Below are 17,562 nucleotides of genomic sequence, written 5' to 3'. Positions count from 1 at the left end.
AGCGTCCTCCAGACCAGGGTCAGCGCGCGATCTTGAAGTTGAAGGTCGCCGTGCCGAGTTGCTGCCACAGCCGCAGCCAGATCGGCAGCAGCATCTCGGCGCCGCGAGCACTCGTGAGGTCTCCCAGGTCGAGGATGTCCCGCCAGCCCAGGTCGCGCAGCAAGTCCGCCACCTGCGCCTTGGCCCCCGCGTCGTCGCCGCTGAGGAACACGGTGCTGTCCCCGCCGGGAACGAGGCCGGGGTCCACCATCACGAGGGCGCTCATGGTGTTGAGGCTCTTGACGACCCTGGCCTCCGGAAAGGCGTGTTGAATGTCCTCGGCGAGCGAGCGCGTGTCGGTGGCGAGGGACCTCGGCGCGCCGCCGCTCATGTCGAGTTCGTTGGCAAGGTCGAGCAGCACCTTGCCGCGCAGATTCGCCTCGCCCGCCGCGTGCAGGGCGTCCAGGGTGGCGAGGCCGCTCACGGCATTCACGACGATCTCCCCGTGGGCCGCCGCGTCCGCAAAGGTCGCCACCCGTCCCCGCCCGCCGGTGCTCTCCCGCCACTCGCGCAGACTGCCCGCGTAGCCCTTCTTCTCGTCGAGCCGCTCGGGGTGACGGGTGCCGATCACAACTTCGTGCCCGAGTTCCGCGAGCTTCTTCCCCACCGTCTGCCCCACACCGCCGCTGCCCAACATCGCAATGTTCATCTTCCTCCTCCAGGTAGACAGGTCCGTCTACCCTTTGGTGGGCACGGTAACACTAGACAGAACGGTCTATATGTAGACTGGCTCACATGACTCAGGCTGGAGGAGCCGACCGAACGCCGCGTGGCCCCACCTTCGCCCCGGGTGGGGTCAGGCTCAGCGCCCGTGACCGCATTCTGGAAACGGCCCGTGTGCTGTTCTACCGCAGGGGCGTGGCGAACGTGGGCGTGGACGAGATCATCGCCGAGAGCGGTGTCGCCAAGGCCACGCTGTACAAACACTTCGGAAGCAAGGACGAGCTGATCTTGGAGTACATGCGTCAGGGTGACGCGCGCTGGGTGGCCTGGCTGCAAGAGACCGTCGAGCGCCTTGCCCCTGACCCTGAAGCCCGCCTTCTGGCGGTGTTCGACGCCCTGCGGGAGTGGTTTTCGCTGCCGCACTTTCGCGGCTGCCTGCTCACGAATGTGGTGACCGCCCTGCCCGACCCGGGGCATGCCGCCGGAGATATCCTCGCGGGGCACAAGGAGCGGGTGCTGGGGCTGTTGCGCAGGTGGGCACGTGAGGCGGGGGCCGAGCACCCGGACGCACTCGCCGAGCAGGTCCTGATGCTGCTGGAGGGCGCGACCGCCGTCGCCCGCGCCCAGCGGGACCCGGAGGCCGCCGACCGTGCACAGGCGACCGTCCGCGCCCTGCTTGAGGCGGACCGCGCCCCGTGACCCTGCCGAGGGGCAGGCACCACTACAGCGGCGCGGGTCCCCCCGCTCGGGAAAGCTTCCCTCGAACCGTTCCTCCCACCTTCTTGTAGCGTCGTCCCCGGCGGTGGTGGGGACCGGGAGGAAACGGCGGCGGTGCATCCGGGACGCGGGCCGTTGAAAAAGGCGGCGGTGATGTCGAGGTAGACACCGTCGAAACCGTACGCGTCCATCAGCGCCGTGACCTGTCCGGCCAGCCGGCATGGTGGCCCGCGTGAGGGCCCTCCTGCGCCGGGCCAGCCTCGACGGGCCCGAGGTCCTCACGAACGGTCCGCTGAGCGTGAACCTCAGCGCCGCCGAGGTCCACCTCGCCGGTCGGCGGCTCACCCTGACGCGGCGGGAGTTCGACCTGCTGGCCTTCCTGACGCGGCACGTGGGGGTCGTCTGCGGGCGGACAGAGCTGCTCGAACGGGTGTGGGGCCCGGCGGTCGTGCACACGGGACGGACCGTGGACCAGCATGTCGCCCAACTGCGCGCCCTGCTGGAGGACACTCCCGCCCACCCCACCCTGCTGGAAACCGTTCGCGGCCAGGGCTACCGCATGCGGCGCTGGGGAGGGTAAGGGAGGGGGCGGCGCAATCTCACGGCCACCGGAGGCCGGACGACGGGCCACCCACCGCCAGCAAATACCCCGCCCAACGGGCACACCGCCCGGGGGTGGACGCTGGGCCCGTCTTTCCCCTGCCGCGTCCTGGCCCTGTGGTGTCGTCGACCTCATCATGTCCTGACACCGTGAATCTACGTTGGGCACAACGCCACCCCACACGAGGAGTCCGTCTTGATCTCGTCTTCCCACCCGTCCCCGTGTGTTCAGCGGGTCTTGTTCGTCTGCGCTGCCGACGGCAACAGGGCGCTGATGGCCGCGACATTGCTGGCTCACCATACGGCCTCCCGCGTGACGGCGATCTGGGCCCACGGCGACCCGCCACGGGTGCATCCGTTCACACTCGTGGTCCTCCAGGAACGCGGCGCCCGGTCGGAAGCCGTTCCCGGCTGTCCCTACAGCCGCGCCCACGAGACGTTCGACGTCATCGTCGACCTGCGGGGAGGCCGTGAACCGTCTGCGCCACACCCGTTTCTGTCCCGGCTCCTGCTGCGCTGGCCCACACCTGCGCCCTGTAACTCACTGGACGTGGGCTCACCTCAGGTATTCCGCCGGGTTCGTGATCACCTTGAGCAGCAGATCGTCGACTGGCTCAACGGGCAGGACCCTCCCCCTTGAGACGTTCCCGGGTGGTCGGGCGGGGAGAAGCAGGAAGACGGGGGGACGGTCCCGTGCGCTCAACCGTGTGGGACAAACGGGCTCCTGGCCCTGCACGGGCGGAAGCTGTTTTGGCCGTGTCCGGCGGGGCCCGGTGATGCGACCTCGCTGGGTGGTTCACGTCGAGAGAAGAGGAGCCTTCTGGCTCCCCGGCTGGTGCGGGCGTCCGGAGTTGCACCGAACTTCTGCTGGTTCCCGCTCGCGCGCCCCAAACTTGCCGAGGTGGGGCGCCTCCTCGCTGGCGGGTCACCTTGGCTGCGTGGCCCACCGGAAGGGTGTCGCAGGTTCGTCAGGTGGTCGTCTGCCAGGTTCGGTTGTCTCCAGCATGGAGTTCCTCATCGCTCGGAGGAGACTTGAACCGGTCACGTCCGGTGGTCCAGGCCGAGCAGCCGGGGAAGTGACGCGGAAAGCGTGTCTCACGCGGGTCACCTCAGCGGGTCAGGACGTGAGGACCGGGCGGGGCACCGGCGAGGGCTGGACCCTTCCAGGCAGCCAGCGGGCGGCGTAGGCGTCGAACAAGCTGAAGTCCAGGCGCGGTGCGACCAGCCCCACGTACCCGTCCGGCCGCACGAGGTACGCCGCGCCGGCCTCCAGTCCCGCCCGCCGCGCCGCCGCGTCGTAGGGAAAGACGTGCAGGGGAAGGTCTCGCCGGGCACACCACGCCAGGAGTTCCGGGTCCGCGCCTCCGTACACGTGAACCTGCCAGGTCAGGGTCCTCAGCGGGTCGAAGTTGCTGCCGCCCGGGTGCGGCACCCAGGGCAGGCGGTCCCCGCCGCGTACACGGCCCGCCCGGCCCTGACTGAGGGGACTGCGGGGGTAGCGCAGGCGCGTCTGAGAGACGGTGAGGAAGAGCAGGCGGCGCACCGCCCGGAAGCGGGTGAGGAGCGGCACCAGCGTTGGCACGACGCCCAGCCGGAACAGACGGGCGGCCCGGCCGCGTCCCACGATGCCGGTGAACACCCGGTCGGTGGTGCCCACCAGGGAGACCGCGAAGGGTCGGCGTTCGGGTTCGTACGTGTCCAGAAGTTCGGTACTCCCGCCGCGCAGAACCTGGGCAAGTTTCCACGCCAGGTTGGCCGCGTCCCCGAGGCCGGTGTTCATGCCCTGTCCGCCCACGGGGGTGTGGACATGCGCCGCGTCACCCAGCAGGAAGGCGCGCCCGGCACGGAACTGGTCGGCGACCCGGTGATGCACCCGGTAGGTGCTGAACCAGTGGAGCTGGCTCACCCGGGCGAGCCCGTTCGCCTCGATCCGGGAACGCACGAGGTCAAAGGTCGCGTCCTCGGGCGCGCCGGGGGGAAGCTGGCCGACGACCCGGTGCCGGTCCGACCCGGGCATGGGGAAAAAGGCGAGGAAATCGTCGTCGGCAAGGACCAGGTTGACGTCGCCCTCACGAATCCTCCCGCTCAGGGTGATGTCCGCGACATAAAACCGCTGCTCATACGTCCCGCCCGACAGGGGGACGTTCATGGCGTGCCGGACCGTGCTGCGGGCGCCGTCGCATCCCGCGACGAAGGAGGCGCGCACCGTCCGCTCCCGTCCATCCCGTTCCAGGGTCGCGGTCACGCCGTCCCCGTCCTGGGTGAAGCCCGTCACCTCCGTCTCCCAATCGACCTGGACGCCGAGCGCGCCCAGGTGCGAGGCGAGCATGGCCTCGTTCTCGTCCTGGGTCAGGATGTACAGGTACGGGTGCGGCGTGAGGCCGTCCCCGACCCCGCGCAGGCGCACCGAGCCCCGCAGGTCGCCGCCCACGAACAGGTTGAGGCGGTCGAAATGCCTGCCCCGCGCGAGGGCCTGCTCACCCAGGCCGAGCTGGTCGTAGAACTCCAGGGTGCGCGCCTGCACGGCGATGGCCCGGGTCTCCCGTACCGGGCCGCGCCTGGGGTCGGCGATGAGGACCCGCACGCCCAGGCGGGTGAGCCACAGGGCGAGAAAGAGCCCGGTCGGTCCGGCCCCGGCGATGAGGACGTCCGTGGTGCCTGTGGTCATGTCTCTTCTCCTTTCGCCGCGACGGTGCGCAGGAACAGGTCGACGAGGGTGGCGAGCGTGGCCTGGGGCGGGGGCTGGGGCAGGGTGTCGCTGAACAGGCCATCGAGGGCGACGTAGCTCATCACTGGCCCGACGAACATGCGGGCGCTGAGGTGCGGGTCGGGCGTGTGAATGAGCCCGCGCGTGTGCGCGCCCGCCAAGAGGTGTTCGGTGGCGCCGATCAGGCGGGCGGGGAAGGCCTGGCGCAGGCTGGCGCGCAGGTCGGGCAGATGAATGGCCTCGCCGATCAGGAGTCGCAGCAGGGCCAGCGCGTCGGGCTTCAGGAGGTGCCCGGTCACGGCCCCGGAGAAGTCGAGCAGGCAGGACCGCAGTTCGGTCAGGGTGGCGGGAGTCTGGCCGAAGCGGCCGTCGAGGTCGAGGACGCCGAGTTCCTGCGCGATGGTGGCGGCGAGGAGTTCGGATTTGCCCCGGTAGTAGGCGTAGAGGGTTTGCTTGCTGACGCTGGCCGCCTCGGTGATGGCGTCCGTGCTCGTGCGGGCATAGCCCTGGGTGAGGAACAGGGTCCGGGCGGCGGTGAGGATCTGCTGGCGTTTGGCCAGGGAACGGGGTGTCTCGGCGGGCAAAGCACCTCCTTTCAAACCGAACCGTACGGTTTGATTTAGGATGCACGGTGTGGGCGGGCGTGTCAAGGGCGAGGGCAGCGACGAAGGACAGGTCGTCCGACCCCGCCTTACACTGCTCGGGACTGGATGGTGCGGCCGGGTGGGCCGCCTGCTGCGCTTCGTACCGGGGGCCGGGGCGCCCCTGCACGTCGCCGTGCCCACGTAGTGGAATCCCAGACCTGGGTGGCCCTCCGGCTTCTGGTCAGTTCATGACGAAGGTGTGGTCTCTTTTTGCCCCGTTGCACGCCCTCCCAATTCCCTTCCCAACTGCGGCGAGGAGGACCGTGCGTCTTCCCGTCCTAGCCCTGTCCTGCTCCCTGCCGCTCGCCGCCTGCGGGCAGCCGCCCACCCTCACCGCTCCGCCCGCAGGACCAGTCCCCGCCGTTGCCGGGAAGAGCGATGTTCTGAGCGTGAAGGTGCCTCGCGCCCTCCGGTTCGTGACCGCCGCGCTCACTGGCGGCACGCTGGTGTCGCCCCACACCTTCACGGCGGTTCCCAGGGATGGTGCCGCCCTCCTCGACCTGAGCGACCTGCCCCACGGCAAGTGCGCGGCCGTGCTCCGCGCCTACGACAACGCAGACAGGGCCGTCGTGCTGTACCGGGCAAGCACCGAGGGCACGACCTCCGGTAACAGACCGCTCACGGCCCCAGCCCTGACCCGTGTGACCGCCACCGTCACCGCGTCTCCCCTGCTGCCGCAGAGCACGACCCTGACGGCCAGGCTGGGTGGGACGGCGGGGAGAACAGTCCCTACGAGTTCGGGCGCCAGAAGGCCAGGGTGGTCGCGGCCCTGCGGGGTCTGGACGCCGACGTCGTGCGCCTGATGGAGGTGCAAGACAACAGTGATATCGCCCGGCAAGACCTTGTGGGCGGGGTGAACGCGGCAGTGGGCGTGGGAACCCATGCAGGGGTTGCGCAACTCAGCGACAGCTCTGAACGTCTGCCCGAGGTGAGCTCCCGGGAAGTGACAGGCGAGCGGGCGGAAGGGACTGACTTCTTCCACCCGCTCGCCTGTCGCGGTATAGGTGCCTCCTGCGGAGCTGGCCGTCCAGAGGTGCCCGCTCCCACGCCCACAGCGGACAGACCGCCCTACTTCGCCGCCAGCGCCTTTGCCACGTCGATGATGCTGACGCTGCCGAGCGGGTCCACGGTGTAGTCGCCCTGCGGCTCGCCCTCGTTGGCGGTGAGGATCAGGGTGCCGTCCGGCGTGAAGGTCACCATATCGGGCTGCGACCCCACCATGACGGCGGGCGCCCGCTCGCTGCCGTCAGGGTTGAGGAGGGCGACCTTGCCGGGATCGGTCTTGACCGGCGCCTGCACGGCGACCGCGACCACCCCGTTCTTCACCGCGACACTGTTGGCCGAGGCCCCCGCTCCGTAGCGGCTCAGGTCGATCTGCCCGGCCAGCGTGGGGGCTGCCGGGTCGGCGATGTTCAGGCTATCGAGGCCCTTGATCGCCCCGTTCACCACGAACAGCCGCTTGCTGCCGGGATCGTAGGCGGGAATCTCGGCCGCGCCCTGGTCATAGGCGTAGGGGGTCACCTGATACCGCCCCACCCGGGTCAGGGCCCCCGTGTCCGCCACCCGGTAGAGCGTCGTGCTGCCGCTCACCTCGTTCGCCACGACGAGCAGGGGTTGTCCGTTGGGACTGTCCGGGGCAGAAATGAACAGCAGCCCCTCGGGCCCGAGGTCTCCGGCCGTCCCGCTCTGGGGACTGGCCGTCACGTCCACGGTGTTCGTGTAGGACAAGAAGCCGGGCCGAGCCGGGTCGCTGAGGTCGAGGACCATCACCCCGCCCGTGCGCTCCAGGCCCACGAAGGCGAGGGGCCGTCCGCCCACGGTGGCGACGACGACGCCCTCGGGCTCGGGGCCCTTGTTGTCGCTGCGGGTGTCGAAGGTGCTCGCCGTGCCGTTCGAGTTGAACGCGGCAGGAACCAGCTCGGCCGTCTTGCGCTCGAAGAGGTCGCCGGTGTCCGACACACGGGTCAGGTCGGCTGTCCACACGCTCAGGCTGCGGGCCCCGAAGGCCACGAGCTGATCGGCGTCCCCGTCCCCGTCGGTGTCGGCGTCCACGGAGCTGACCGTGAGGCGGCCCAGGGCGGTGTCGGCCTGAAGCACGGCGGCGTTCGGAAACGCGGTGGGGTCGAGCCGCAGGGCACTCACCCGCACCTCGTCGGTGAAGGCGGAGTAGTCGCGGGTGTCGCCCTCGTTCGCGGTGACGAGGTAGGTGCGCCCGCCGGCCGTGAAGTTGGCGATGGCGTCGGGCATGTACGCCCCCTTCACCGGCCAGTTCTGAATGCGGATGGCGCCGTCCCGGTCGCTGGGGTCGAGCCCCGCACCGGGCGCGGAGTGGTCCTTGAGTCCCAGGTTCGACAGGCGGGTGAACGCACCTCGCGTCAGGTCCAGGGTCGCCACCGCGTTGCTCTCCTGCAACGTCACGTAGGCCGTCTTGCCGTCCGGCGCGACGGTGATGTATTCGGGCTCGGCGTCCCTGGAGAGCAGGCCGCTGGGCGTGCCGCCGCGCAACTTCAGTGTCCCCTGCTGGGCGTCGAAGGCGGTGAAGTCCAGGGTGGTGACCAGGGGCCGGTTCGGCGCCTCCTGGCGCACGCAGGCACTCAGGCTGAGGCTCAGGACGAGGGCCGCCACGGCAGGAGCGCGCATGGGGCAGGATGTACCACCCGACCTTCAGGGGAAGGTCAGGGTCGGGCTCCCACGTCTCGGGCGAGGACGTGACGCGACGACTTCCTCCGCGTTCCGGCCCTGCCCCCGCAGCCGGGCGGCCCACCACAGGGCGGCGAGGGCGATGAGCAGCAGAACGAAGGCGTCGACCGCTCCCCGGGCGAGTTCCTGGGGAGGGTCCGGGGCGCTGGTCACCGACTCAAGGCCCAACCCACCACACCGAGAAGCAGGGCGGCCACGACCATGAGGAGGACAGCTCACATCCTGGACATCCTCAGGGCAACACGCACGCCAGACCCGGCGCGGCCACATTCCCCAGCACGTGCCGCCGGAGCCACTGGGCCACGCCCAACTCCTCGGGACCGGGGATGTGCTCGTGGATCACTGCCGCCACGCCGGGCTGCAACTCGCCCACCCCGACCGCGTGCCCGGCCCAGCGCAGCATCTCGATGTCGTTCACGCCGTCTCCGAAGGCCACCGTGTCCTCCTGCGCGACGCCGTGGACCGCCGCCAGCCGGGCCAGGGCATCCCCCTTGTGCCCTCCCGCCGCGACGACCTCGACGTAGCGGTCCTCCCACACGAAGGCGGTGAGGTCGGGGTGGCGCCCCCGCAGCTCGTCGCGCCAGCGCGCGGCGTCCTCGGTGGCGAGCACGAAACGGTGCACGGGCTCGTCCGCGTAGGTGTGGTGCGCGTGGAGCGGGTGGCCTGCCCGGCGGGCCCAGTCCCAGGCGGCGTCCCCCGGGTCATGCACGAACATCCGGTCCCGGGCGGACAGGAAGGCCAGCGCCCCGGAAGAGCGCCCAGCGTGCTCCAGCAGGGAGCGCACGACCTCCGGCTCCAGGCAGCATTCCGCGTGGTGTTCGTCTCCCCGGGCGTGGACGCGCGCCCCGTGGCAGGTGGCGTAGTGCGCGTCGATGCCCAGCGCGTCCAGCACGGCCCGCGCGTCCCGCTCGTGGCGGCCGGTAATGACGGTGACGAGGTGCCCCGCGTCCCGCACCGCGACGATGGCCTCGCGGATGGGCTCGGGCAGCACGTGCTCCCGCGTGACGAGGGTGCCGTCGAGGTCGAAGGCGAACAACATGGGGGCAGGATAAGGGTGGGGTGTCACGGGGGATTCAGCCGAGGTCACGAACCGGGGGCCGTGACGTCCCGGCGGCTCAGGAAGGTCGCCTGGGCCGTCCCGCCAGGGTCACGGCCAGGTTGAGGCTGAGGTTGCTGAGATGCTGAGATACGGAAAGGGGTGGCTGGGGTCCAGCGCCAGCGGCGTCAGGACCGGGTGAATCTGGTGCAGGTACACCTTCCGCAGCCGCTCCCGCGCCCCGGCGTCCAGGGTCTGCACCCGCGTGACCCGGACGCCGACCTCCTCCAGGTCCCCCAGAAGGCCGTTCAGGGCTCCCTCGATCCGGCGCAGCATGGTGTGCGTGCGCCGCCGGACCTCCTCGATGGTCTCGCGCGGGGTTAGGCCGTCCGGGCTGCGCGCGGTCACGCCCGCCTTCAATTGCTGGTGGATGCCGGCCACGCGCACCATGAAGAACTCGTCGAGATTGGCTCCCGCGATGGCCGTGAACCGCAGCCGTTCCAGCAGGGGGTTGCGCCCGGGAAGCGCCTCGAAGAGCACCCGGTCGTTGAAGGCCAGCCAGGACAGCTCGCGGTTCAGGAAGACGTGCTCGGGCAGGGCGCCTTCGGTGACAGCGCCGGGGTCGGGGGACGCGCCCGCCTCTCCTTCCGGGGTCATTCTTCGACCCGGCCGCAGTGGGAGAACTCGGCGGGCCCGCCCCGTTCGGTGCCCGCGCGCGCCTCGTCACGGGGAACGTCGTCCCCGGCCTCGTCCAGCTGCAGGGTCACCTCCACCCCGGAGGCGTGCGGCGGGTGGAGCCCGACCCGCAGGACGGTCCAGCGGCCGAAGCTGGGAAAGCGCAGCCGGTCCCCGGGCCGCAGGGGGGGCAGTACGCCCCTCAGGCTCATGACGATCTCCCGGTCGGCGAGCTGCATGTCGAGGATGTGCTCATCCGTCAGCTCCACCGTGACCATGCCCGCCAGTGTGCCAGCCGGAGGGCCGGGTTGTGTCATGGCGGTGACCCGCGCCCGAATCTAGTGGGGCCCCGCCGGGCTTCCGGGCAGGGGAGGTGACCGACCCGCGCCCCCTGACGTTCCCGCCCCACGGACCCGTTACCCTGCCGCCATGAGGGTCGCCGTCGCCGACGTGGGCACCAATTCCAGCCACCTGCTCATCGCCCAGAGCCGGCCCCGGGTGGAAGGCGGGGACACGCCGGGCGACTCCCTGGGCTACCGGGTGCTCGACGCCCTCAAGGACCGCACCCGGCTGGGCGAGTGCCTGGACCCGCAGGGCCACCTGACGCCCGAGGGCGAGGACCGTCTGGCGGGCGCCCTGACCTCCTTCCGAACACTGAGCCAGGCGGCGGGCGTGCCCGAGTTGCGGGTCTACGCCACCAGCGCCCTGCGCGAGGCCCCGAACGGGGCGGAGGTCGCCCGGCGCGCGCACGAGCGCACCGGCGTGTACCCGGCGGTCATCAGCGGGGAGCGCGAGGGCGAGCTGACCTACCTGGGCGCGGCCCACAGCGTGGATTTCGGGCCCGACAACGTGCTCCTCGACCTCGGCGGCGGCAGCCTGGAACTCGCGCGGGGCGGCCCCGAGGCGGCGGCGGACGTGCTCAGCCTGCCGCTGGGAGCCATCCGCATGCGCCGGGCCTGGCTGGGGCACGACCCGCCCACCCGGGCCGAGCTGCGGGCGCTCGGGGACGCGGTGCGAGCGGCCCTCATTCCCCACGTCTCCCGGTTCGCCGCGCGGCCCGGCACCCGGATGGTGCTGTCGAGCGGCACCGCCGAGGCCGCCGCCGCGCTCCTGGCCGCTGGAGAGGGCGCGGCCCCGGGAAGCGTGAACGGCCTGCCGGTGAGCACTGCCGACCTCGGCGCGCTGCTCGACCGGCTGCGGGGCCTGAGCGCCGCCCGGCGCGCCCGGCTGCCGGAACTGGGGGGCCGGGCGGACACCATCGTCGCCGGGCTCGGCGTGCTGCACGCGGCCCTGGAGGCCCTGGGGGTGGCGGGGGCGACGGTCAGCGAGGGGGCGCTGCGCGAGGGGATGCTGATCGAGGAACTCGGACGGCACGCCGCCTTCGCCGCTGGCCTGAGCGCCCGACAACGCAGCGTGCTGGAGGTGGCCGAGCGCTTCGGGGCCAACCTCGCGCACGCCCGGCAGGTGGCCGCGCTCGCGCAGGACCTCCTCGCCCGGTTGGCTGCTGCGGGCGAGTCCTTCCCGCCGGAGGCGCACAGCCTGCTCACCGCCGCCGCCGGGCTGCACGAGGTCGGGCAGATCGTGGCACAGAGCGCTCACCACAAGCACGCGGCATACCTGATCCGCCACGCGGGGCTGCGCGGGTTCACGCCGCGCGAGACCGAACTCGTGGCCCAGCTCGCCCGCTACCACCGCCGCAGTGCGCCCAAGGCCAGCCACCCGGAGTACGCGGCGCTGCCCCCCGCCGACCGCTCGCTCGTGTCGCGCCTCGCCGCCGTGCTGCGCGTGGCCGACGGCCTGGACCGCTCGCACGCCGGGGGGGCGCGGCTCTCGGGGTTGCGGCGTCAGGAGGGCGGGTGGACCCTGGAGGTGGGCGGCGCGACCCCCCTCGACCTCGTGGGCGCGCGCGAGAAGGCCGACCTGTGGGCCCGCGAGTTCGGACCCCTGAGCTTTCAGGGCCTAACCTAGCGGGCGTGTCACCAGCGGCAAAGTGAATGGTTCTCCACGTCATAGCACCTGCGCCCGCCGAGCCTCCGCCGCTTGACCTTCCCGCCACGTCAATCCGTACACTCCGGCGGCGGGAGGGTCAGGTATGTACAAGATTGGTGAGTTCTCCATCATCGCCCAGGTCTCCGGGCGCCTTTTGCGTTACTACGACGAGATCAGTCTGTTCAGCCCGGAGTTCACCGACCCACAGTCCGGGTACCGCTTCTACAGCGCCGCGCAACTGCCGCGCCTCAATCGCATCCTCGCCGCCCGGGAGCTGGGCTTTACCTTGGAGCAGATCGCGCGCCTCCTCGACGAGGAACTTTCGGTGGGTGAATTGCGTGGGATGCTGACCCTACGTAAGGCCCAGATCGAACAGGCCGTGCAGGCGGAAGCCGAACGGCTGCGGATCGTCGAGTCGAGGTTGCGGCAGATCGAGGACGAAGGCCGCCCCCAAGCGCCGGACGTCGTGATGAAGTCGGTGCCCGCCCAGCCCTTCCTGTCCCTGCGCGAGGTGTTGCCCGATGTCGGTGCCGTGCGCACGCTGGTCGAGCACCTGCATTCCGTGGTGCCGAGGACCCTGGGAGCGTCGAACCTCGGGCCCGTCACGCTCGTGATTCACGCGCCCGCCTTCGAGCCCGGCGCGCTCGACTTTGAGATCGGGTACCCGCTCGTTGGGAGTGTCCGGCCAGAGGTCCGGCTGCCCGAGGAGCGCGTGCTGAACGTGCGCGACCTGCCCAGGCTCGACCTGGCCGCGACCCTCGTGCACGTCGGGCCGACGAGCGATACACACCGCAGTTACGGTCTGCTCGCTGGATGGCTTGAGGCGCACGGCTGGCAGGTGCTCGGCCCCGGACGACAGGTCCTCATGCAACTCCCGCTGGAAGGCCCGCAGAGCGAGGCAGTCGTCGAACTGCAACTGCCTGTAGCCCGTTCCCAGCCAGGCGCTTGACCTTCACGTCACGGCAAGCCTCACGCTGCGGGGGTGATCGGCCAACGATCACGTGAGCCTCGGCAGCGAGGCTCTCGCACAGGAGGAGCCCCATGAGTGCCGTAGAAACGCTCACCGCTCGACACCAGGAGGCGGATGCCCAGCCGCAAGGCCCCGGCCTCTCCATCATGCCGAGCCTGAGGACGATGATCATCGGCTGTGTCGATCCGCGCGTCGATCCCGTGTTCGTGCTGGGGCTGAACCCCGGTGAAGCCGCCGTTCTTCGCAATGTCGGTGGTCGCGTCACGCCTGGGGCGGTGCGGGAGATGGCGATGCTGCAAGAGGTCGCCCGCGCGCATGGTGCGCGGCCCGGGGGAGGCTTCGACCTCATCGTCCTGCACCACACCGACTGCGGCATCACCTCGCTCGAAAGCCAGCCCGAACAGCTCGCGGGGTACTTCGGCGTCGAGGCGGCGGCCCTTCCCTCCAAGTCGGTAAGCGACCCCAGGGCGGCGGTCGCCGTGGACGTGGCCCTGCTCCGCTCCAACCCCCGCCTGCCGCGTGACTGGGTGGTCTCCGGTCTGGTGTACGACGTGCACACCGGCCGGGTCGAGGTCGTCGTGCCGCCCGAACCCAGCGCCCCGTGAGTCATTCCGCCCACACTGCGAAAGGAACGGCCATCATGAACAAGCCCCGGATTCTCGTCCTGACCGCCGCTGGCAAGACGGGCCTGCCCCTCGCCCTGCACCTCTTGGGCGAGGGCTTTCCCGTGACCGCCTTCGTGCGCCGGGAAGACGCGCGCAGCGAACGCCTGAAGACTCAGGGGGCGACGATTGTAGTCGGCTCCATCACCGACCCCAGTGACATGCGCCGCGCCATGACGGGCGCTCAGCGCGCGTATTTCTGTACGCCGCTGGAGGAAGGCGCCCTGCGTGCGGCGGTCGTGTTCGCCACCGTGGCTGCCGAGCACGGGCTGGAGTCGGTGGTCGTGATGAGCCAGTGGCTCGCTCACCCCAGCCACCCGTCGCTCCACACCCGCGAGACGTGGTTGGCCGACCGCCTCTTCACCCTGTTGCCGGGCAAGAGCGTCACGACCCTCAACCCCGGCTTCTTCGCTGACAACGACCTCGCGGGGCTCGCCTTCGCGGCGCAGTTCGGACTACTGATGCTGCCCTACGGCTCGGGCCGGAACGCGCCCCCGTCGAACGAGGATCTGGCGCGGGTCGCCGCCGAGATTCTGATGCGCCCCGAAGGACACGCGGGCCGGACGTACCGCCCGACCGGGCCGACGCTGCTCTCGCCACACGACCTCGCCTCCGCGCTGGGCCGGGTGCTCGGCCACCGGGTACGGTACGTGGACGCGCCCATCGGCGTCTTCACCAAGGTGCTGCGTGGAATGGGCCTCTCCGAGTTCGCCACCGCGCAGTACACCCAGTACGTCCGCGACTACCAGCGGGGCGCCTTCGCTGTGAACGCCCCGACCGACGTGGTGCGCACCCTGACGGGCCGGGAGCCGGAGGACTTTGAGACCATCGCCCGGCGCTACGTGGCATCCAACCTGGAAGCTGCGCGCCGACTTGGGACAGGACTCAGGTTGATGGCCCAGTTGACCGCCTGGATGTTGCGCCCCGCTCCTCGGACGGCCCCGCACCTCGCACCGGGCGATTTCTCGGAGGCGGGCCGGGCGAGTCTCAGCGCCGACTCGGCCGAGTGGCAGCGGGGGCACGCCCTTGCTCCAGGGTCCGCGCTGGCCGGAGACTGACCCTGCACCCGCTCGACAACCCGATCTGGTCCGCGCTCACCGGGCCGCTGCGACGGACATGCGGGCCTCATCGGCGTTGAAGTGGCAGTACGTCTACCCTACGGCACGTCTACCCCTACGGCACCTTCACCCTCAGCCTGAGCAGGCACCTGCCGCTCGACGCTGCCTGAACCTGACCTTGCCGCTGCTGACACCCTCGCCAGGTTAGGCCTTTTCAGGCGGGCGCAGCCGCCGAGGTCGGTTCGCCTGCCTGGGGGCCCGGCCGAATCACGGTCTCCTGACGTTCGCCCCCTACGCTCGCGCCATGAACATTCGGAGCGCCGGCCTGCTGCTTGGAGGTCTCATTACGCTCGCCTCGTGCGGGACCCCGGGCGCGGCGCCCACCGGTCCAGCCGCCCGCGCCTTCGACCTTCAGGCCCACCGGGGCGGGCTCGGGCTGGTCTCCGAGAGCACCCTCGCGTCCTTTGGGAATGCCCTGGAACTCGGGGTGACGACCCTGGAACTCGACACCCAGGTGACCCGGGACGGCAAGGTCGTCGTGACGCACGACCGCAAAGTCTCCGGGGCGAAGTGCCGGGATACGTCGCCTGCCACGCCTGGCGACCCTGACTTTCCTTACGTCGGCAAGTTCATCACGAACCTGACCCTCGCCCAGGTCAAGACCCTTGACTGCGGCTCCCAACGCCTCGCCGACTTCCCGTTCCAGCGGCTCGTTCCGGGCATCACCATGCCGGAGTTGCGCGACGTGTTCCGGCTGGTGCGCGCCTACCGGGCGGACGACGTGATCCTGAACATCGAGACGAAGGTGGAGGCGGGCGCTCCCAGTGAGACCGCGCCGCGCGAGACCTTCGTGCGGACGGTGTTGCGGGAGATCCGGGATGCGGGGATCGGACGGCAGGTGACGGTCCAGAGCTTCGACTGGGGCGCCTTGATGCTGGTGCGGCAACTGGAGCCGGATCTACCCATCGTCGCCCTCACGAACGGGCAACAGTTCCTGCAAGCGGGGCAGGAGGGCAAGTCCCCCTGGCTGGGTGGCCTCGACATCGACGACTTCCCGGGGCAGACCCTCCAGGCCAAGTACGTGGCGGCGGCGCGGTCCTTCGGCACGAACGTCCTCTCGCCGGTGCACGGCGATCCCCAGAACGGGCGCTTCGGCGCGCCGGGCTATGTGCCCTTCACCACCCCTGAACTCGTTCGGGACGCCCACGCCGCTGGGATGAGGGTCGTGCCCTGGACGGTGGACGACCGCGGGACCTACGACGCCCTCATCGACGCGGGCGTGGACGGCATCATCACCGACTATCTCGACCAGTTGCGCCGGACGCTGGCCGAGCGGGGCTTCGCGTTGCCCACACCGCGCCACCTCGACCCGGCGGCCCTGTGTCGCCTGATCAAGGAGGACCCCGCCAACAGCCGGGTGAGCTGCCAGAGCTGATCGTCTCCCCGCCCGCCAGGCCCGCCATCTTCCCGGGAGGACACCATGAACGACCGCGCGCACAGCCGCTCTTCAGACGCCAGGCTCACCCGCCGCGCCCTCTTGCAGGCCGCCTCGGTCGTCACGGGGGTGGGGCTCGCCAGCCTGTCGGGCTGCGCCCGGGTGCTGGAGACGGTCCGCTTTCCCGCCAACCCCTTCGCCCTGGGCGTGGCCTCGGGCGACCCCTGGCCCGACTCCGTGGTGCTGTGGACCCGGCTCTCGACCGACCCGCTGGGGCCGACCGGCGCGGGGCTGCCCGTCTCCGCCGTGCTCGTGGCCTGGGAGGTGGCGCACGACGAGGCGTTCACGCGGGTGGTGCGCCGGGGCACCGTGCCCGCCACACCCGAGCAGGGGTACGCGGTCCACGCCGAGGTCTACGGGCTGGAGCCGGGCCGCGCGTACTTCTACCGCTTTCTCGCGGGCGGTGAGGTCAGCCCGGTGGGCCGCACCCGCACGATGCCTGCCATGAACGCCGACCCGGAGCGCCTGCGCTTCGCCTTCGTGTCGTGCTCGGACTACCAGAACGGGTACTTCAACGCCTACGGGCACCTCGGGCGCGAGGATGTCGACCTCGTGCTGCACCTCGGCGACTACATCTACGAGTACGGCCCCAACCCCCGGGGCGTGCGCCAGCACAACGGCCCCGAGATCGTGACGCTCGACGACTACCGCCGCCGCTACGCCCTGTACAAGGGCGACACGCAGCTTCAGGCCGCGCACGCCGCCGCCCCCTGGATCGTGGTGTGGGACGACCACGAGGTCGAGAACAACTACGCCGCAGACGTACCCGAGGAGCGCGCCTCCGGCGAGGCGCCCGTGACCCGCGAGGCCTTTCTCGCCCGCCGGGCCGCCGCATACCAGGCGTACTACGAGAATATGCCCCTGCGCGCGTCGTCTCTGCCGAAAGGGCCCGACCTGCAACTCTACCGCCGCCTGACCTGGGGACGGCTGGCACAGTTCAGCATGCTCGACACCCGGCAGTACCGCACCGACCAGCCGTGCGGGGACGGCTTCAAACCCCCCTGCGCGGCCGTGGCCGACCCGAATGCGACCCTGACCGGCCCCGCCCAGGAACGGTGGCTGCTCGACGGGCTGGGCGCGTCGCAGGCGCGGTGGAACATCGTCGGGCAGCAGGTGATGTTCGCGCCCTACGACTGGGCGGCGGGTCCGGCGCAGGTGCTGAACATGGACCAGTGGGACGGGTACCCGGCGGCCAGGAACCGCATCCTGGGCTACCTCCAGGCGCGGCGGCCCAGCAACCCAGTCGTGCTGGCGGGCGACATCCACTCGGCGTGGGTCCACGACCTCAGGGCCGACTTCGCCCGCCCGGACTCGGAGGTGCTGGCGACCGAACTGATCACCACCTCCATCAGCGCGGACTTTCCGGCGGCGGCCATCCCCGGCACGACCGCCGCGCTCGCCGACAACCCCCACACCCGCTACTTCAACGGGGCCGCGCGGGGCTACGCCGTGTGCGAGCTGACGCGGGAGACCTGGCGCACCGATTTCCGGGCCGTATCGGGCATCACCTCGCCGAATTCGACCGTGACGACCGACGCGAGCTTCGTGATCGAGAACGGGAGGCCAGGAGCGCAGCGGGCCTAGCGTAAGCCCCGGCCCTGCGAGGT

At 70.8% G+C, this 17,562-nt stretch carries 18 protein-coding genes; 10 read left to right on the top strand and 8 right to left on the bottom strand.

The window, feature by feature from the left end; genetic code table 11:
* Positions 1-19 precede the first annotated feature (19 nt).
* Positions 20-688 (bottom strand): NADPH-dependent F420 reductase, encoded by a 669-nt coding sequence (locus DAETH_RS18050; RefSeq protein WP_264777502.1) that lies wholly within the window; start codon positions 686-688, stop codon positions 20-22.
* An 86-nt stretch (positions 689-774) separates the two neighbouring features.
* On the opposite strand from DAETH_RS18050, the gene DAETH_RS18045 reads away from it, so the two are divergent.
* Positions 775-1,401 carry a TetR/AcrR family transcriptional regulator gene (locus DAETH_RS18045; RefSeq protein WP_264777501.1) on the top strand — a complete coding sequence of 209 codons (627 nt, stop codon included), beginning with the start codon at positions 775-777 and terminating at the stop codon, positions 1,399-1,401.
* 250 nt (positions 1,402-1,651) lie between these two features.
* Positions 1,652-1,999: a winged helix-turn-helix domain-containing protein gene (locus DAETH_RS18040; RefSeq protein WP_319993749.1), complete on the top strand. Its 348-nt coding sequence runs from the start codon at positions 1,652-1,654 to the stop codon at positions 1,997-1,999.
* Positions 2,000-3,136: 1,137 nt separating this feature from the next.
* Here the strand turns inward: DAETH_RS18040 and DAETH_RS18035 are convergent.
* Positions 3,137-4,687, bottom strand: a complete 1,551-nt coding sequence (locus DAETH_RS18035) for an FAD-dependent monooxygenase (RefSeq protein WP_264777500.1) — start codon at positions 4,685-4,687, stop codon at positions 3,137-3,139.
* Positions 4,684-5,310, bottom strand: a complete 627-nt coding sequence (locus tag DAETH_RS18030) for a TetR/AcrR family transcriptional regulator (RefSeq protein WP_264777499.1) — start codon at positions 5,308-5,310, stop codon at positions 4,684-4,686. Before DAETH_RS18030 ends, DAETH_RS18035 begins: the two co-directional genes overlap by 4 nt.
* Before the next feature lie 49 nt (positions 5,311-5,359).
* On the opposite strand from DAETH_RS18030, the gene DAETH_RS18025 reads away from it, so the two are divergent.
* Positions 5,360-5,515, top strand: coding sequence for a hypothetical protein (locus DAETH_RS18025; RefSeq protein ID WP_264777498.1), 156 nt, complete (start codon positions 5,360-5,362; stop codon positions 5,513-5,515).
* A gap of 118 nt (positions 5,516-5,633) precedes the next feature.
* A complete protein-coding gene (locus DAETH_RS18020) occupies positions 5,634-6,173 on the top strand; it encodes a hypothetical protein (RefSeq protein ID WP_264777497.1) in 540 nt (179 codons plus the stop codon).
* 265 nt (positions 6,174-6,438) lie between these two features.
* On the opposite strand, the gene DAETH_RS18015 is transcribed toward DAETH_RS18020, so the two are convergent.
* The 5 genes from DAETH_RS18015 to DAETH_RS17995 all read right to left on the bottom strand — a co-directional run bounded on the left by DAETH_RS18015 (position 6,439) and on the right by DAETH_RS17995 (position 10,059).
* Entirely contained in the window at positions 6,439-8,010 is a 1,572-nt protein-coding gene (locus DAETH_RS18015; protein ID WP_264777496.1) for a choice-of-anchor I family protein, read from the bottom strand.
* 24 nt (positions 8,011-8,034) lie between these two features.
* Positions 8,035-8,223 (bottom strand): hypothetical protein, encoded by a 189-nt coding sequence (locus DAETH_RS18010; RefSeq protein WP_264777495.1) that lies wholly within the window; start codon positions 8,221-8,223, stop codon positions 8,035-8,037.
* Between the two features lie 79 nt (positions 8,224-8,302).
* Positions 8,303-9,109, bottom strand: a complete 807-nt coding sequence (locus DAETH_RS18005) for an HAD family hydrolase (RefSeq protein WP_264777494.1) — start codon at positions 9,107-9,109, stop codon at positions 8,303-8,305.
* 108 nt (positions 9,110-9,217) lie between these two features.
* Positions 9,218-9,763, bottom strand: a complete 546-nt coding sequence (locus DAETH_RS18000) for a polyphosphate kinase (RefSeq protein WP_319993748.1) — start codon at positions 9,761-9,763, stop codon at positions 9,218-9,220.
* The gene (locus DAETH_RS17995) at positions 9,760-10,059 is read right to left on the bottom strand and encodes a hypothetical protein (RefSeq protein WP_264777493.1); all 300 of its coding nucleotides are present in this window, start codon (positions 10,057-10,059) and stop codon (positions 9,760-9,762) included. The genes DAETH_RS18000 and DAETH_RS17995 overlap by 4 nt, the downstream gene beginning before the upstream one ends.
* 151 nt (positions 10,060-10,210) lie before the next feature.
* Between DAETH_RS17995 and DAETH_RS17990 the strand changes: the two genes are divergently transcribed.
* The 6 genes from DAETH_RS17990 to DAETH_RS17965 all read left to right on the top strand — a co-directional run bounded on the left by DAETH_RS17990 (position 10,211) and on the right by DAETH_RS17965 (position 17,539).
* Positions 10,211-11,749, top strand: a complete 1,539-nt coding sequence (locus DAETH_RS17990; RefSeq protein WP_264777492.1) for a Ppx/GppA phosphatase family protein — start codon at positions 10,211-10,213, stop codon at positions 11,747-11,749.
* A gap of 124 nt (positions 11,750-11,873) precedes the next feature.
* Positions 11,874-12,719, top strand: a complete 846-nt coding sequence (locus DAETH_RS17985) for a MerR family transcriptional regulator (RefSeq protein WP_264777491.1) — start codon at positions 11,874-11,876, stop codon at positions 12,717-12,719.
* Positions 12,720-12,811: 92 nt separating this feature from the next.
* Positions 12,812-13,345, top strand: coding sequence for a carbonic anhydrase (locus DAETH_RS17980; protein WP_264777490.1), 534 nt, complete (start codon positions 12,812-12,814; stop codon positions 13,343-13,345).
* 35 nt (positions 13,346-13,380) lie between these two features.
* A complete protein-coding gene (locus DAETH_RS17975; protein ID WP_264777489.1) occupies positions 13,381-14,460 on the top strand; it encodes an NmrA family NAD(P)-binding protein in 1,080 nt (359 codons plus the stop codon).
* Positions 14,461-14,764: 304 nt separating this feature from the next.
* Positions 14,765-15,895, top strand: a complete 1,131-nt coding sequence (locus DAETH_RS17970; RefSeq protein WP_264777488.1) for a glycerophosphodiester phosphodiesterase family protein — start codon at positions 14,765-14,767, stop codon at positions 15,893-15,895.
* 45 nt (positions 15,896-15,940) lie between these two features.
* A complete protein-coding gene (locus DAETH_RS17965; protein WP_264777487.1) occupies positions 15,941-17,539 on the top strand; it encodes an alkaline phosphatase D family protein in 1,599 nt (532 codons plus the stop codon).
* Positions 17,540-17,562 lie beyond the last annotated feature (23 nt).

The organism is Deinococcus aetherius (assembly GCF_025997855.1).
Taxonomy (GTDB): Bacteria; Deinococcota; Deinococci; order Deinococcales; family Deinococcaceae; genus Deinococcus; species Deinococcus aetherius.
Note: the sequence above shows the minus strand (reverse complement) of the source record. Positions and strands in the feature narration are given on the sequence as shown.